General features: G+C 66.3%; 16 protein-coding genes. 10 read left to right on the plus strand and 6 right to left on the minus strand.

All coding sequences use genetic code 11. The features are described from left to right. Positions 1 to 4: 4 nt before the first annotated feature. Complete coding sequence (locus WFK36_RS00060; RefSeq protein ID WP_336788643.1) at positions 5 to 1,291, minus strand: amidohydrolase; 1,287 nt, start codon at positions 1,289 to 1,291, stop codon at positions 5 to 7. Positions 1,292 to 1,349: 58 nt separating this feature from the next. Between WFK36_RS00060 and WFK36_RS00065 the strand changes: the two genes are divergently transcribed. From WFK36_RS00065 to WFK36_RS00085, 5 genes are all read left to right on the plus strand, one after another. Further along, the gene (locus tag WFK36_RS00065) at positions 1,350 to 2,189 is read left to right on the plus strand and encodes a tyrosine-protein phosphatase (protein ID WP_336788645.1); all 840 of its coding nucleotides are present in this window, start codon (positions 1,350 to 1,352) and stop codon (positions 2,187 to 2,189) included. Next, positions 2,186 to 2,749: a TetR/AcrR family transcriptional regulator gene (locus tag WFK36_RS00070; protein WP_336788647.1), complete on the plus strand. Its 564-nt coding sequence runs from the start codon at positions 2,186 to 2,188 to the stop codon at positions 2,747 to 2,749. The genes WFK36_RS00065 and WFK36_RS00070 overlap by 4 nt, the downstream gene beginning before the upstream one ends. Before the next feature lie 52 nt (positions 2,750 to 2,801). Continuing rightward, entirely contained in the window at positions 2,802 to 3,236 is a 435-nt protein-coding gene (locus tag WFK36_RS00075; RefSeq protein ID WP_336788649.1) for an SRPBCC family protein, read from the plus strand. Between the two features lie 95 nt (positions 3,237 to 3,331). Beyond that, entirely contained in the window at positions 3,332 to 3,712 is a 381-nt protein-coding gene (locus tag WFK36_RS00080) for a PPOX class F420-dependent oxidoreductase (protein WP_336788651.1), read from the plus strand. A 70-nt stretch (positions 3,713 to 3,782) separates the two neighbouring features. Continuing rightward, positions 3,783 to 5,579 (plus strand): hypothetical protein, encoded by a 1,797-nt coding sequence (locus tag WFK36_RS00085; protein WP_336788653.1) that lies wholly within the window; start codon positions 3,783 to 3,785, stop codon positions 5,577 to 5,579. Between the two features lie 35 nt (positions 5,580 to 5,614). On the opposite strand, the gene WFK36_RS00090 is transcribed toward WFK36_RS00085, so the two are convergent. Continuing rightward, on the minus strand, positions 5,615 to 6,811 hold the full coding sequence (locus WFK36_RS00090) for a M20 family metallopeptidase (protein WP_336788655.1): 1,197 nt from the start codon (positions 6,809 to 6,811) through the stop codon (positions 5,615 to 5,617). A 67-nt stretch (positions 6,812 to 6,878) separates the two neighbouring features. Between WFK36_RS00090 and WFK36_RS00095 the strand changes: the two genes are divergently transcribed. Genes WFK36_RS00095 through WFK36_RS00105 form a run of 3 tightly spaced genes read left to right on the plus strand, consistent with a single transcriptional unit; the run spans position 6,879 to position 9,155 of the window. Next, on the plus strand, positions 6,879 to 7,835 hold the full coding sequence (locus WFK36_RS00095; protein WP_336788657.1) for a type III secretion system chaperone family protein: 957 nt from the start codon (positions 6,879 to 6,881) through the stop codon (positions 7,833 to 7,835). 29 nt (positions 7,836 to 7,864) lie between these two features. Next, the gene (gene pyrE, locus WFK36_RS00100; RefSeq protein ID WP_008379565.1) at positions 7,865 to 8,404 is read left to right on the plus strand and encodes an orotate phosphoribosyltransferase; all 540 of its coding nucleotides are present in this window, start codon (positions 7,865 to 7,867) and stop codon (positions 8,402 to 8,404) included. Continuing rightward, positions 8,397 to 9,155 carry a TrmH family RNA methyltransferase gene (locus tag WFK36_RS00105; RefSeq protein ID WP_336788660.1) on the plus strand — a complete coding sequence of 253 codons (759 nt, stop codon included), beginning with the start codon at positions 8,397 to 8,399 and terminating at the stop codon, positions 9,153 to 9,155. The genes pyrE and WFK36_RS00105 overlap by 8 nt, the downstream gene beginning before the upstream one ends. A gap of 8 nt (positions 9,156 to 9,163) precedes the next feature. Here WFK36_RS00105 and WFK36_RS00110 read toward each other — a convergent pair whose 3' ends face one another. Together WFK36_RS00110 and WFK36_RS00115 are read right to left on the minus strand one after the other, a co-directional pair. Then, positions 9,164 to 9,583 carry a nitroreductase family deazaflavin-dependent oxidoreductase gene (locus tag WFK36_RS00110; RefSeq protein WP_336788662.1) on the minus strand — a complete coding sequence of 140 codons (420 nt, stop codon included), beginning with the start codon at positions 9,581 to 9,583 and terminating at the stop codon, positions 9,164 to 9,166. Positions 9,584 to 9,773: 190 nt separating this feature from the next. After that, on the minus strand, positions 9,774 to 10,415 hold the full coding sequence (locus WFK36_RS00115) for a TetR/AcrR family transcriptional regulator (protein WP_336788664.1): 642 nt from the start codon (positions 10,413 to 10,415) through the stop codon (positions 9,774 to 9,776). Between the two features lie 85 nt (positions 10,416 to 10,500). On the opposite strand from WFK36_RS00115, the gene WFK36_RS00120 reads away from it, so the two are divergent. After that, positions 10,501 to 12,099, plus strand: coding sequence for a GMC oxidoreductase (locus WFK36_RS00120; RefSeq protein WP_336788666.1), 1,599 nt, complete (start codon positions 10,501 to 10,503; stop codon positions 12,097 to 12,099). A 3-nt stretch (positions 12,100 to 12,102) separates the two neighbouring features. Here WFK36_RS00120 and WFK36_RS00125 read toward each other — a convergent pair whose 3' ends face one another. Further along, positions 12,103 to 12,393 (minus strand): hypothetical protein, encoded by a 291-nt coding sequence (locus tag WFK36_RS00125; protein ID WP_008379557.1) that lies wholly within the window; start codon positions 12,391 to 12,393, stop codon positions 12,103 to 12,105. A gap of 87 nt (positions 12,394 to 12,480) precedes the next feature. Further along, positions 12,481 to 13,137, minus strand: coding sequence for a DedA family protein (locus WFK36_RS00130; RefSeq protein ID WP_336790889.1), 657 nt, complete (start codon positions 13,135 to 13,137; stop codon positions 12,481 to 12,483). Positions 13,138 to 13,330: 193 nt separating this feature from the next. Between WFK36_RS00130 and fbaA the strand changes: the two genes are divergently transcribed. Continuing rightward, complete coding sequence (gene fbaA, locus WFK36_RS00135; protein WP_008379553.1) at positions 13,331 to 14,365, plus strand: class II fructose-bisphosphate aldolase; 1,035 nt, start codon at positions 13,331 to 13,333, stop codon at positions 14,363 to 14,365. Positions 14,366 to 14,427: the final 62 nt, after the last annotated feature.

Genomic DNA, 14,427 nt, shown 5'->3' on the forward strand with positions numbered 1-14,427 from the left:
CGCGTCAGCTGCCGTCGACGAGGCTCAGGACAGAGTAGGCGGCGATCTTGGTCCCGAAAGCGATGGCGGCGAGGTCGACCACGTAGTTCGGGTTGTGCGGGTAGTACGGGACCAGTTCGCCCCGGGACAGGGCCTCCGCGAACACCTCCGGCGCGGCGACGCCGACAAGCAGGTAGTTGAACGGCAGGTCGGTGTGTGGTCCGCGCAGCATGTGCGCGTCCTCTGATCCGGTCACTGCGGGCATGTCGGTGATGACCTTGTCGGCGCCGATGATCTCGCCGAGGGATGCCGACATGGATACGGCCAGGTCGGGGGTGTTCACCAGCGGCGGTGACCCTCCCTTCATCACGATTCCGGGCAGCTTGTCCTCATCGACGCCCGCCGCCCGCGCGATCGAGTCGGACACGGTGCGGATCGCGCCGAGCAGTGCTTCGCGGACGTGCGGTTCGAACCAGCGGAGATTCGCCTTGACCAGGGCCTCCGACGGGATCACGTTGTTGTCGGCGCCCGCTTGGATGGAACCGACAGACAGGACGGCCGTCGCGCTCGGTTCGACGGTCCGAGCCACGAGAGAGGAGAACTCGAGCGTCGCCTGAGCTGCCATCCGGACCGGATCCTTGGTCTTGCTCGGCATCGAACCGTGCCCACCGACACCGTGGAAGTGAACGTCCACCTGATCCGTCCCCGCCATCCGGGTGCCGGGCGGATTGATCACCGTGCCGACCGGGCCGGGCGCGGTGTGCAGTCCGATCAGGACGTCGGGCGTCGGGATGAAGTTGTACAGGCCGTCGTCGAGCATCGCCTGTGCGCCCATGATGAGTTCTTCGGCCGGCTGGCCGATGAGGACGACGGTGCCAGACCAGGAGTCGCGGACCGACACCAAGGCGTTCGCCATGCCGATGAGCCACGTGACGTGCGCGTCGTGCCCGCAGAGATGCCCGACGGGCACTTGTGTGCCGTCATCGCGGGTGGCGGTGACGGTGCTGGCGTAATCGAGCCCGGTCTCCTCGCGGACGGCGTTGGCGTCCATGTCGGCGCGGTACATGACCACCGGGCCGGGGCCGTTTCGGAAAGTGGCCGCGATGCCGGTCTTCCCGATGCCCTTCGTGACGTCGAAGCCGAGGTTCTGCAGGGCCTTCTCGATCAGCCTGGCGGTTCTGATCTCTTCAAATCCCAGTTCGGGGTTTCGGTGAATGTCTTTGAACAGGTCGACGAGTCGGACGCTGTCGGCGTCGATGATGTCGTCCACGCGGGCGATCAGATCCTGGGGCAGGGAGCGTGCAGTCACCATGTCTGCCAGCGTATCCGTGCCGCGCAGGGAGTCTCTCGCTAATACGACTCACGGCATAATGGCGATCATGTCCCCAGACGTGAACACTCCCGCGACCGTGGCATCCCCCGGGGCGCCGAGCCCGGTCGGATCGCTCGTGAACCTTCGCGACCTCGGCGGCTGGACGGGTTCGGACGGTCGAACCGTCCGGACCGGGATGCTGTTCCGGTCGGCGGACTTCCGCCCCCTCACCGACGACGACGCGCCCGCATACCAGGCACTCGGCGTCCGCACCGTCTACGACTTCCGGTCGGCAGGCGAACGCGAATCAGCGCCCGACCCGACGTTCGACGGCGCGTCCAACGTAGGACTCGACGTGTTGGCCGACTCGTCGATGGCCGTTCCCGCGAATCTCGCCGAGTTCTTCAGCGACCCTGCACTCGTAGCGAAGGCGGGCGAGCAGCTCAGCGGCGGCAAAGCAGTCGAGGCCATCACGTCCACCTACCGCGACCTCGTGACCCTGCCGAGCGCGCGGGCCGCCTACCGGCAGTTCTTCGCCGGCCTCGCAAGCGGTGCCAATCCGTCGCTGTTCCACTGCACCGCAGGTAAGGACCGGACCGGATGGGCCGCGGCCGCCTTCCTGACGCTGCTCGGCGTGAGTCGCGACGACGTGTTGACCGACTACCTGCTCACCAACGAGCGACTCGTTCCGTCGCTGCAGCCGATCTTCGACAAGTTCGCCGCTGCCGGTGGCGATCCGGCTGTGCTCCTCCCGGTCTTCGGCGTCCGCGAGGAGTTTCTCGCCGCGTCGTTCGACGAGGTCAGCAACGTCCATGGATCCATTGAGCAGTACTTCGCCGACGGCCTCGGCATCAACGCCGACACTCAGGCGACACTCCGCGCGACCTTCCTGGCATGACGTCGCAGCGCGTGAAGATGGTGGCCGCGGCGGCCGACCTCATTGCGCGCAAAGGCGTCGCGGGGACATCGATCGGCGACGTCCTGTCAGCGGCCGACGCGCCGAGGGGCAGCGTGTACCACCACTTTCCCCGCGGTCGTGCGGAGGTGATCGGGGCTGCGGTCGAACGAGGCGCGTCGCGGCTGGACGATGTGATCACGCAGGGCGCGCGGGTGTCGCCGTCCGACGCCGTGGCCGACATGACGTCGATGTGGCGGCGGATTCTCACCGACTCCGACTTCGAGGTCGGCAGCATCGTCGCCGCGGCGGCTCTCGCTCGGGACGCCGCACCGAACGCGGCGAACATCGCAGCAGCCCGGTACTCCCGGTGGGAGCAGTTGCTGTCCGTGAGCCTCCGGGCCCACGGATTCGACACAGACCAGGCCTTATCCGTTGCCGACACGGTGCTCGCCGCATTGGAGGGAGCGGTGATCCTATGCCGAGCACGACAGAGCGTGGAACCCCTCGACCGGGTCGCTGACCAGTTGCAACAGATGGTGAGATCCCCTGCGGGCCGGTGAATTCGGGCAAGGGGCGCAGCCTCGGTCGTGACTGCGGGGTAAGTTCTTCCTCATGGCTGTCTCTGCAAGCACCGAATTCGACATCGACGCGCCGCCGTCGGTGATCATGGAAATCCTTCTCGACGTCGAGTCCCTGCCGGAATGGTCGGGCCCGCACAAGTCCGCGAAGATCATCACCGAACACGAGGACGGAAGCCCGGCACGCGTCGAAGCGTCCGTCAGCGCCGTCGGCATGACCGACGACCAGGTGCTCGACTACACCTGGACCGACAACTCCTGCTCGTGGAGCCTCGTCGAGAGCTCACAGCTCAGCGAGCAGCAAGGCACCTACACCGTCACGCCGAAGGGCGACGGTTCGCACGTCAAGTTCGACCTGAGCGTCGAGCTCAAGATCAAGCTGCCCGGGCTGATCGTCAAGCGTGCCCAGAAGATGGCCGTGGACACGGCCAAGAAGGGGCTCACCGAAGAGGCCAAGCGTCGCTCTTGATCTGACTTCTGACCAGAGGCCGCCGAGACGAGAGTCTCGGCGGCCTCTGCCGTCCGAGCGGGTCGAAGGGTCAAGAACCTGCGTACCCTGCAGGTATGAGCGAAACAGTTGGGGCGATCGCCGAATCCACCTACGTCATGCTGACCACCTACCGGAAGAACGGGACGGCGGTACCGACACCGTTGTGGGCGGCGCGGGACGGCGACGACCTCGTGATGTGGACGGTCGGCGACTCGTGGAAGGTCAAACGTCTGCGCCGCGACAATCGGGTGCTGGTGCAGACCTGTGACGCACGGGGCAAGAAGACGTCGGGACCGGAGGTTGCGGGCGTCGGCGAGGTGATCGACGATTCGTCGCGTGCCGCCGATCTGATCGTCAAGAAGTACGGGATTCTCGGGCGTCTCACTGTATGGGGTTCGAGGATTCGCCGAGGAGCGGATGCGACGGTGGAGATCCGCGTCCGCGACGTGGTCTGACGCGACACGAAGATGTAGTCCGATTGGACTAATGCGTGGTCTGCGCCACTCTGCGGTGTTTGCTCTTCTCATGAAGCTCGACGATGCGGACGCCGCACCGGTCCGTGAGATACGTCGATTCCGGGCCGTGTGGACGGGTGTGCTGGCCGGATCGATCCTGGTCACGGTAGGCGTCGTCACAGTCGCCGTCGTATGGGCCGCGCCGATGTGGCATCACTCGCCCGGCGACTTCCCCGGCGAGGAGCTGAGGTGGTTCCTTGTCGGAGCGGGCGTCGCCGTCGTGGTCCCGGTGCTCGTACATGTCGGCGCCCGCCTTCGCCCGTCAGCGACGTTCGATCGGATCGACGTCGCGGTGACCGTCCTCGGCGTCGCAGCGCTGGTGGCGATCCTGATCGCCACATCCGACGACCGTCGAGCCGCATCGACAGTCCAGACGTTGCCGGGTGTCGTCGGCGTCGGGCGAGTGCTGATGTTCGTCTGCGTGCTCGGCGTGATCATCGGGCTGGTGAACTTCCTCGCCCGACGTGCACGGGTCGAGCACCGGAGCCGCCACCGACTGCGCAGACGGTTCGGAGCGGCGTTCGCCGCTTCCACTGCGCTGCTGGCGACCGTGGCGGCTGTCGTCGCGTGGCCGCAGGGGGTGTCGCCGACGGTCGACCAGGCGACCGCGCGTGGAATCGGCTGGGTGCCTCAGGGGTTCCAGAACGACGTCCGCCGTATCGACTGGCATTCCACTCTGCGGCCGGCCGCCTGGACGTCGATCGCGCCCGTTCCGATCGCGGGTGGCTTCGCCGTCGCGGACGACACATCGGTCACCGCGTTCGTCGGCGCGACACAGTCGTGGCGAATCCAGTTCCGGCGTCCGGTGATCGGACTGTGGGGTCCGGTCGTCGACGCCTCCAACACAGCCTCGCCGGTTGTGGTCCAGGTCCGCGACCTGACCACCCGAACGTTGCTGACCTACGGGGTGGACGGCGAAACCGGTCGGATCGACTGGGTGACGGATGCCGTCGACGAAATCAAAGCGGGTCGCTTCGACGACGCGGGCGCGATGATCCTCACCTGGAGTGACGACCGCAGCGTCTCCGTCGGCGAACTGAGTCTGGCGGACGGTGTCTACGCCGGACGGGTGTCGGTGCCGCCTACGGATGGTCAGTGCGAGCGCCCCGAACGCTTCGACTTCGTCGAAGGGGCGGTTGCTCTCCCGGTCGTGTGCGGTCACGGACCCCGAACGGTCGACGCATACGACTATTCGAACGGAAAGCGGGTGCACACCTACACCGGGCGCGACTTCGGCGCCCCGGATGCGAGCGTTCGCGTGTCGGCGTCCGTCGGCAGTGTCGCGGCTCTCGCGGTTGAGGACGGAGATCGACGGAAGACAGCCTTCGTGGCATCGCGGGGGACCGCGGCGCCCGATGGACTTCCCGCCGGGTGGACCGTCACCGGACTGGCTCGGTCGAACGACGATTGGACGATCACCGGCGTTGATCCCGCAGGTCACGCCGCGGTCATCTACTCCAATCCCGTGCGTCGAACCCGATCGACCGGCTCGACGCAGGCGGTCGGCGATCGCTTCGCGTCCGCGTGGACCGGCTTCGGCGACTCCCTCGTGACCACCGCCGCCTATGCGACGCCGATCGAGGTGGACGATCGAACTTCATTCCCGCAGGTTGCGCCCCTCACCTTCGTCGGTCCGTCGATTCCCGGAAGTGGAACTCTCCAGCCGCCACCGAACGTGACGATGAAGACGTCTCCGTGCCGGCTCACCCGTGACTCGACGAGCAGTGTGTTCACCGTGGGAGGTGGAGTCCTCATCCGGTGCAACGGCGGTTCTCCGGAATCGCGCGAGCTCTTTCTCCTCCGCTGATCCACACCGCTTGCACGGCCCTGACGTGGACGCGACTATTCGGCCTCACCCAGCAGAGCGACCGCCGCCCGGACGTACGCGCGTGCGGCGTCGGCGAGTTCGGAGAGGCGGACCGATTCGTCGGGCTGGTGTGCCTGGCCGTTGATGTCGCCGGGACCCATCACGACTGTCGGGATACCGAGCGCGGTGCTGATGAATCCGCCGTCGCAGGCGGCGGTCCATCCGCCGACGGCGCCTCCGCTCGCGTCGGCGGCGGCGGTGACCAGCGGATGGTCGCCGTCGGTGGCGAATCCGGGAAGAAACATCGTGGGCGTGACGGTCACCGTCACGCCGTCCGACTCGATTCCCGCGGCGCGGATCGCCGCCTGTAGATCTCGGCCGATCTGCTCGACGTCTTCACCGGGCATCAGGCGTCGGTCTACGCCGAGGGAGCACGACGGCGCCACCACCGATATTCCTTGACCGCCCTCGATGGTGCCCACGTTCCACGTGCCGAACCCGAGTAGCGGATCAGGATCTGCGGCGAGACGCTCTTGATCCGCCCGGATCACTTCGATCACCCGTGCGGCGGCATCGATGGCGCTCACCCCGTCGCTGGGGCGTCCCGAATGGGCGGCTCGACCGGTCACCTCGATGTCGAAGTACGACGCGCCGCGACACCCGCGAACCACCTCCATCCGCGTCGGCTCCGCCACGATGCAGCCCGCGAACTCACGGTCGACCCCGCGGGCGACGAGCTGTCGGACGCCGGTTCCGTGCTCTTCCTCGTCGACGGTCACCACGAGCTGGACGGGACCGGTGAGGGTGACGCCGAACTCGGCGGCGCGTTGCAGAGCAGACATGGCGGCGACTGCGGAGGCGATCCCGCCCTTCATGTCCGATGCGCCGCGGCCGATGATCAGATCGCCGTCCCGGCGCGGCACGAACGGATCGGCCGTCCATCCCGGTCCCGCAGGCACCACGTCCGAATGCCCGAGGAGCATGAGACCGGGACTGTCACCGCCGACCTGGGCGGTCGCCAAGAGGTTCGGTCGCCCCGGAGCGGCGTCGACAACCGCCACGGCGAATCCTGCGGCTCTGCAGGCGTCGGCGAGGACCGTGACCGTCGACTCCTCGGTTCCTCCGGGGTTGACGCTCGGCTCAGCGATCAATGCGCAGGTCAGCGCGTCAATAGCGGAGACGTCGACGCTGTCGACGAGGCGCTGCAGGGCGTCGTCGCGTCGTTCGGTCATGGGGTTTCCCTTCTCTGGCACACGCGTCGGCATGGTTCGCAGGGCGTTCGATAGTAGGCTATCGGTGATGACCATTGTCTATTTCGTGATTGCGGCGCTCGCACTTGCCGGTGCGGTGGTACTGCTGTGGCTCGACCGTAACCGGTCCGAGCAGGTACACCACCAGCGGGCAGTGTGGGGAGAGACGCACTCCTTCAAGTTCCGCGACAGCGATTCCAAGCTGCGCACCGTCTTCCAGCGTGCCGCGATGGACGCGCCCGACCACGTCGTGGTGCGCAACGTCGCCTACGGCGTCTACGAAGGCGCCGAGGCCGTCGTCTTCGACCTCGAGGAGACGGCCACCGTGATCGCCGTCCGACGTCCCACGGCATCGGCTGTGACCGTCGACCTGCGGTACGAAGACGTCCTCGCGCCGGCGGAGGACGACGTCGACCTGCTCGGTGCGATGGGCTCGCGTGTCATGTTCGCGTCGAACCTCGACGCCGCGCGCCGCATCTGCGACCGCCGCATGGTGACGCTTGCGACCGAGGCGCCCGACTACGTCGAGATCCTCTGGAACGAGGGCAACTGGGTGCTCGGGTCCATGCCGCTCACCGCGGACGACACCAAGCTCGATGTAGCGCTCGACACGGTCCGCCGTTTCGCCGACCTCCTGCGCGTGCTGCCTCCGGCAGTCGATCCGCAGGATGCGCCCGACCCGCGCGATCCGCACGGCCCGGCCCGCGAGGAGTTGGCCGACAAGAAGACGGAGTCGTTGCGCGACAAGGAACGCCGCCGTCGTCTCGAAGAGGCCGCCGCGGAGGCTCCACGATCGGCGCCTCCCGTAGCCGAGAGCGCACGCACACCGTCCCGCCCCGCGGCTCGCCCGCAGCCCGCGTCCGACGAGCGGTCGCGTGTCGAACCGATCCGCCGCGCCGCACCGCGCCCGCAGGAACCGACGACCGCGATTCCGGAGCAGCAGCCCCGGCGTGAACGTGTCGCGCCGCCCAACCTGCCGCCGCTGAACGACCCGCGTAATCGCTGACGCATCCGCGTCACCTCTGAAGGAGCTTCATGTCGGACGCCGACCGTGCCCGCCTCGCCGAACTGGTCACCGAACTAGCCGTCGTCCACGGCAAGGTGACCCTGTCGTCCGGCAAGGAGGCCGACTACTACGTCGACCTCCGTCGCGCGACGCTGCACAACGAGGCGAGCCGCCTCATCGGCAAGCTCATGCGTGACCTGACCGCGGACTGGGACTACGCGTCCGTCGGCGGGCTCACCCTCGGTGCAGATCCGGTTGCGACGTCGATCATGCATGCCGACGGTCGCCCGATCGACACATTCGTGGTGCGCAAGGCGGCCAAGACGCACGGCATGCAGCGTCGTATCGAGGGGCCGGACATCGCCGGCAAGCGAGTGCTGGTCGTCGAGGACACGTCCACCACCGGCGCCTCGCCGTCGCAGGCTGTGGAAGCGGCACGGGAGGCAGGCGCGGAAGTGATCGGCGTGGCGACTGTCGTCGACCGTGCGACCGGCGCGGACCAGGTGATCGGCGCCCTCGGCGTGCCCTACCGCTCGCTGCTGGGACTGGCCGACCTCGGCCTTGCCTGACGTTCCCCGCCCGTCGAGCGAGTCTTCCGCCGCGTCGGGCGAGTCCTCCGGCCCGTCGAGCGAGTCCTCCTGCTCGTCGAGCGCAGTCGAGACGACTGGACCAACCGAGTGGGTCACCGGCGTCGGCCCCGCAGTCGGAGTTGGCCCGTGGGCAGTCGAACGTCCGGGTCAGTCTCCCGACGATCCGCGGCTCGACCAGGAGCTCGTCGCGGACGGGGACCGGCGCAACGTAGTCGACGACTACAGGTACTGGCGGCGTGAGGCCATCGTCGCCGACCTCGACACGCGTCGCCATGACTTCCACGTGGCCATCGAGAACTGGGCGCACGACGCCAACATCGGGACGGTCGTCCGTACTGCCAATGCGTTTCTGGCTGCGGAGGTCCACATCGTCGGCCGCCGCCGATGGAACCGTCGTGGAGCGATGGTCACCGACCGCTACCAGCACCTACGGCATCACGACACCGTCGACGAGCTGATGGTGTGGGCGCGGCAGAACGACCTGGCTGTCGTCGCCGTCGACAACACGCCGGGATCGGTCCGTCTCGAGACGACTGAGCTCCCACGTCGTTGCGTCCTGCTGTTCGGCCAGGAAGGCCCGGGTGTCAGCGACGATGCGCAGGCGCGCGCCGATCTCACCGTCTCCATCGCGCAGTTCGGGTCCACGCGCAGCGTCAACGCGGGTGTGGCGGCGGGGATCGTCATGCACTCCTGGATCGCCCGTCACGCAGACCTCGATCAGGCCTGGTAGCTCCTGGGTCAGACGCGGGTCAGAGCCAGCACCGGGATCACGCGAATGCCTGCCGTCTTCTCCGCGTATTCGGCGAACCCGGGGTAGCGGCTCGCCTGCTCGGCGAAGATGCGGTCGCGGTCGGCTCCCGTCACCTCGGCGACGGTGACGTCGTAGGTCTCGGTGCCGCGCTCCACGCTTGCGCTTCCGGCTGCGACGAGGTTGAAGTACCAGGCCGGATTCGTCGGGGCGCCGCCCTTGGACGCGAAGACGTACACCGTCGACGGGTCGTCGTCGGATTGCAAGTACATCATCGGCGCGATGCTCTGCTTGCCCGATTTCCGTCCGACATGGTGGACCAGGATCATCGGGGTGCCCTCGAAGGGGCCTCCGACGTGCCCGTCGTTGGCGCGGAACTCGTCGATGATTCCGGCGTTCCAGTCACTCACAGCAGTCTCCCGTTCGTTCGTCGACGACACCAGCGTAGACGGATTCAGTCGAGCAGCGATGCACACATGGTGATGCGTGTCACATTGCCGGCGCGGTCTTCCATTTCTAAGTCGCATGACTGAACATGGACGAACGTGTTGCGGGCAAACGTAGTCCTGAGAGGGAGGTGATCGCCGATGCGACGTCCGGTCAGCGAGTGGTGACCGGCGCGAGCCAGAGGCCGACGAGGCTGTCGACCATCGAATCGGAGAATTCTGACCACGACGTGGTGTCGAGGGCGCCGAGTTCGTTCCTGTTGCGTTCGAAGTCGGCGAAAGTCGCGATCAGGGTGTTCTGTGACATCAGATTCCGGACATGGACGGTCGACGCCGGCAATGCCGGAAGACTGCGGTACATGCCGTCGAGAATCGTGGCCAACGGTTCCGAGGTGAACGCTTCCTGGTGCACCAGTGCGACCGAGATGGGATCATTCAACAACTGACGCCAGAACTGTCCGTAATACGTTGGGTCGGGACTTGTTCCGATGTGCTCGAGTTGGGGTTGGACCAGGCATCTCAACCAGTCCCGGAGTTCGGCGACGTACCCGATGTCGGCCACCATCCGCTTGCGGATCACGTCGATCGGCTCCTGGTGCGCCTTGAGTAAGGCGAGTACAAGATCGGCCCTGGTGCCGAAGTGGTAGCCGACGGCGAAGTTGTTGCCTTGACCTGCTGCTTCGCTGATCTGTCGATTTGAGACGGCGGACAGGCCGCGCTCGGCGAACAGGCGTTCGGCAGCGCTCAGTAGACGCGCGCGAGTCTCGTCTGCCCTGCTGCTGCGGTCGGCGCTCACCGGACCATGATCCCTCACTGAGTGTCGGCCGACGCCGCCGGTCGAATTTTAAGTCATCTGACCGAATAGTTGAAAGGTGTGCTTCATGCTCTTACCCACATCGGAGGGCATCAGCCGACGCAGTCTCCTTGCCGGAACGGCGGCCCTGGTGGCTGGTGCAGCGGGACTGGCGGCTGTCGGAAAGGCTGGTGCATCGCCGAGTCGTGTTCGCACGTCGACGTCGGACCATCGTGTGATTGTGGTCGGCTCGGGTTTCGGGGGAGCGATCGCGGCACTGCGTCTCACTCAGGCGGGAGTGCCCGTGTTGTTGCTGGAACGTGGTCGAGCATGGAGGACCGGGCCGAACGCAGACACCTTCCCTGACCCGGCCTCACCCGACAAGCGGGCGCTATGGCATCGCGGCGATCCCCAACTGTTCGGCAGGCCTGTAGCGTTCGATCCCTATGTCGGCCTGATCGACGCCGTCGTCGGAGACGGTATGACTGCGGTGACTGCGGCAGGACTGGGCGGCGGAAGCCTCATCTACCAGGGCATGTCGTTGCAGCCGAAGGAGGAGATCTTCAACGAGTGCCTTCCCGAGTCGCTCGACTGGCCGACGATGAATCGCGTCCACTATCCCCGCGTTGCGAAGATGCTTGGTCTCCAGACGGCGCCGGATTCCCTTGTACGGCGACCGGAGTACCGCGCAGCGCGCATCTTCGCCGACCGCGCCAGGAAAGCGGCACTCCCGATCTCCAAGATTCCGATGCCCATCGACTGGAGCTACGCGCAGGCCGAGATCGACGGAAGGATGAAGCCGTCCTACACCGACGGATCCGGTGCCCTCGGGGTCAACAACGGGGGCAAGCACAGCGTCGACACCACATACATTCGGAAAGCATTTGCCACCGGGCTGCTCACCGTCGCCACCCTGCACGAAGTGCTCGACGTGGAGCGTCTGAGCGACGGGAAGTGGGGCCTGGACGTCGTGCAGACCGATGTCAACGGTACGACCGTCGCCCGCAAGAAGCTCGTCACGCCGTCGCTGATCATGGCCGCAGGCAGTGTCCACACGACGCGCCTGCTCATTCGTGCTCGGGCGAACTCGGCGCGGGACCTCCCCGACGCCATCGGCAGCGGGTGGGGAACCAACGCCGACCGCATCTACGTGTGGAGCAACCCGGGCCTGGACTTCGGGATCAAACAGGGTGGACCCGTCGTCTTCGGCAGCCTCAACTGGGACTCGCCGTCCACCGCACACACCGTCATCCAGGCGTCGATCCCGCCGTTCGGCGTGGACGTGCACAGCACGATGATGGTCGGCTACGGCGTGAGCGAATCGCGGGGCCGGTTCCGGTACGATGCGTCGACAGGCGACGCACGGCTGGTCTGGCCGGCCAGTGGTGACACTAGGATTCAGTGGCGCCATATTCATCCGACTGCACTCAAGATCGCCGGGCCGGGGTCGGTCCTCACCGACTCCAACAGGTTTGTCGACACCACCTGGCATCCGCTCGGCGGTGCGGCGATGGGCGCCGTCTGTGACCTCAGCGGCAGGGTGCACGGTCAGCAGGGCCTCTATGTGATCGACGGAGCACTGATTCCGGGAACCGCCGCGGCCTGCAACCCGTCGATGACCATTGCGGCGATCGCCGAACGGGCGCTTGACGACATCGTCGCGAACGACGTCGGGGTCACGATCTGAGGGTCACGCCGCGGGCGTCGAACGATGCCCGCGGACGGTCCTGGTCACCGGCCCGATCCGCGACTCGACCCGTCCCAGGACGTCGGCGAGTTGGATCGGATCCTCGACATCGGCGACCATCGCGACCGTGTAGCCGTTGTTGCCGACCATGAACGGCAGCACCGGGGCGTACTGGTCGCTGACCACGGCCATCGGTGTGCCCGCCTCGGCGAGGCGCCTCGCGTACTCGGTCGTCTCGTCGTCGAGGACGATGAGTGGAATGTCGGTGGGAGTGATCTTCCGTCGGTTTCTCATGCACCGAGAATGGCTCGCGAAGTTGGAGCCCCGATGCGAGTGACGTGGGAGTCGCCTGTGAGCGTTGACGCCAGGCCTGCGAGACCGTCAGGCGGCTTCGGCGTCGGACGGGTTGTTGCGGCGACGGCGCAGCCACTCGAACACCATCGGCAGCACCGAGATCAGAACGATCAGGATGAAGATCGGTTCGATGAGCTTCTGGACGATCTCGAACTGGCCGAGCCAGTAGCCCAGCAGGGTGATGCCTGCGCCCCAGATGATCGCGCCGACGACGTTGTACAGCGAGAACACCGCGAACTTCATGCGGGCGGCACCCGCGACGATCGGAGCGAGAGTGCGCACGATCGGCACGAAGCGTGCCAGCAGGATCGTGATCGGGCCACGCTTCTCGAAGAACGCATGCGCCTCGTCCAGGTACTTCTCCTTGAGGAAGCGCGCATCGGGCTTGAACATGGAGGTTCCGGCGTAGCGGCCGATCCAGTACCCGATCTGGCCGCCGATGATAGCGGCGATCGGTACGGCGATGCACAACAGCACGATGTTGAAGTTCGCGTCGGCCACCTTCTCCGCGTTCTCCGCGGTTGCGCTGCCCGCAGCGATGAGGCCCGCCACGAACAGCAACGAGTCGCCTGGTAGCACGGGGAACAGGACGCCGGACTCGATCAGGATGACGAGCAGCAGGCCCCAGAACGCGACGGGCCCGAAGTATCCGATCAAGTTGAACGGATCCATGAATCCGGGCATCAGGGCGACGGTCGAGGTGGACTCGGCAAGAAGTGTGTCGATCACAGGCCCACACGATACCGGTGAAACCTTCAAGAACCCTTATAGACGATTGACGGGGGACCGCCCCGACGTCGAGAGCGACCTGGCAGACTGGATGCCGATCCCTATTTCAAGCGTGGAAAACATCCACCGGCTCGACAGGAACATGCGCATGCCCATCGCAACACCCGCCAAGTACGCCGAGATGCTGGCGAAGGCGAAGTCGGAGGGCTACGCCTTCCCCGCCATCAACTGCACCTCGTCGGAGACGATCAACGCAGCCATCAAGGGCTTCGCCGACGCGGGCAGCGACGGCATCATCCAGTTCTCGACCGGCGGCGCGGAGTTCGGATCGGGTCTCAACGTCAAGGACATGGTCGTCGGTGCTGTTGCGCTGGCAGAGTTCGCACACGTCGTCGCCGAGCAGTACGACGTGACGATCGCCCTGCACACCGACCACTGCCCCAAGGACAAGCTGGACGGCTTCGTCCGCCCGCTCATCGAGATCTCGCGCGAGCGCGTCGCGAACGGTCAGAACCCGCTGTTCCAGTCGCACATGTGGGACGGTTCGGCCGTGCCGATCGACGAGAACCTCGAGATCGCCAAGGAACTCCTCGCCAAGACCAAGGAAGCCAACATCATCCTCGAGGTCGAGATCGGCGTCGTCGGCGGCGAAGAGGACGGCGTCGAGAACGAGATCAACGACAAGCTGTACACCTCGGTGGAAGACTTCGAGAAGACCGTCGACGCCCTCGGCACCGGCGAGAACGGTCAGTACCTGCTCGCTGCGACCTTCGGAAACGTTCACGGCGTGTACAAGCCGGGCGGCGTCAAGCTGCGCCCGGCGGTCCTGAAGGAGGGCCAGGACGCGGCGATCAACAAGCTCGGCCTCGCCGCCGATGCACAGCCGTTCGACTTCGTCTTCCACGGCGGCTCGGGTTCGCTCAAGAGTGAGATCGAAGAAGCCGTCAGCTACGGCGTCATCAAGATGAACGTCGACACCGACACCCAGTACGCATTCACGCGACCGGTCGCGGCGCACATGTTCGCGAACTACGACGGCGTCCTGAAGGTCGACGGAGAGGTCGGCAACAAGAAGGTCTACGACCCGCGCAGCTACCTGAAGAAGGCCGAGACCTCGATGGCCGAGCGTGTCGTCGAAGCGTGCAACGACCTCGGTTCGGCAGGCAAGACCATCGGTCGCTGACCCGCGGCACTGACAAGAAGGGGCGCCCGGATGATTCCGGGCGCCCCTTCTTCGTCTCGTTC

This window comes from Gordonia malaquae (assembly GCF_037148075.1).
Taxonomy (GTDB): domain Bacteria; phylum Actinomycetota; class Actinomycetes; order Mycobacteriales; family Mycobacteriaceae; genus Gordonia; species Gordonia malaquae.

Bases quoted from the DNA above. Each gene is read 5' to 3' on its own strand.
- WFK36_RS00075 (WP_336788649.1), top strand. From the start codon at position 2,802: ATGGCTGTCTCTGCAAGCACCGAATTCGACATCGACGCGCCGCCGTCG.
- WFK36_RS00090 (WP_336788655.1), bottom strand. From the start codon at position 6,811: ATGACCGAACGACGCGACGACGCCCTGCAGCGCCTCGTCGACAGCGTC.
- WFK36_RS00070 (WP_336788647.1), top strand. From the start codon at position 2,186: ATGACGTCGCAGCGCGTGAAGATGGTGGCCGCGGCGGCCGACCTCATT.
- WFK36_RS00080 (WP_336788651.1), top strand. From the start codon at position 3,332: ATGAGCGAAACAGTTGGGGCGATCGCCGAATCCACCTACGTCATGCTG.
- fbaA (WP_008379553.1), top strand. From the start codon at position 13,331: ATGCCCATCGCAACACCCGCCAAGTACGCCGAGATGCTGGCGAAGGCG.
- WFK36_RS00125 (WP_008379557.1), bottom strand. From the start codon at position 12,393: ATGAGAAACCGACGGAAGATCACTCCCACCGACATTCCACTCATCGTC.
- WFK36_RS00120 (WP_336788666.1), top strand. From the start codon at position 10,501: ATGCTCTTACCCACATCGGAGGGCATCAGCCGACGCAGTCTCCTTGCC.
- WFK36_RS00060 (WP_336788643.1), bottom strand. From the start codon at position 1,291: ATGGTGACTGCACGCTCCCTGCCCCAGGATCTGATCGCCCGCGTGGAC.
- WFK36_RS00065 (WP_336788645.1), top strand. From the start codon at position 1,350: ATGGCGATCATGTCCCCAGACGTGAACACTCCCGCGACCGTGGCATCC.
- WFK36_RS00085 (WP_336788653.1), top strand. From the start codon at position 3,783: ATGAAGCTCGACGATGCGGACGCCGCACCGGTCCGTGAGATACGTCGA.
- WFK36_RS00130 (WP_336790889.1), bottom strand. From the start codon at position 13,137: ATGCCCGGATTCATGGATCCGTTCAACTTGATCGGATACTTCGGGCCC.
- WFK36_RS00095 (WP_336788657.1), top strand. From the start codon at position 6,879: ATGACCATTGTCTATTTCGTGATTGCGGCGCTCGCACTTGCCGGTGCG.
- pyrE (WP_008379565.1), top strand. From the start codon at position 7,865: ATGTCGGACGCCGACCGTGCCCGCCTCGCCGAACTGGTCACCGAACTA.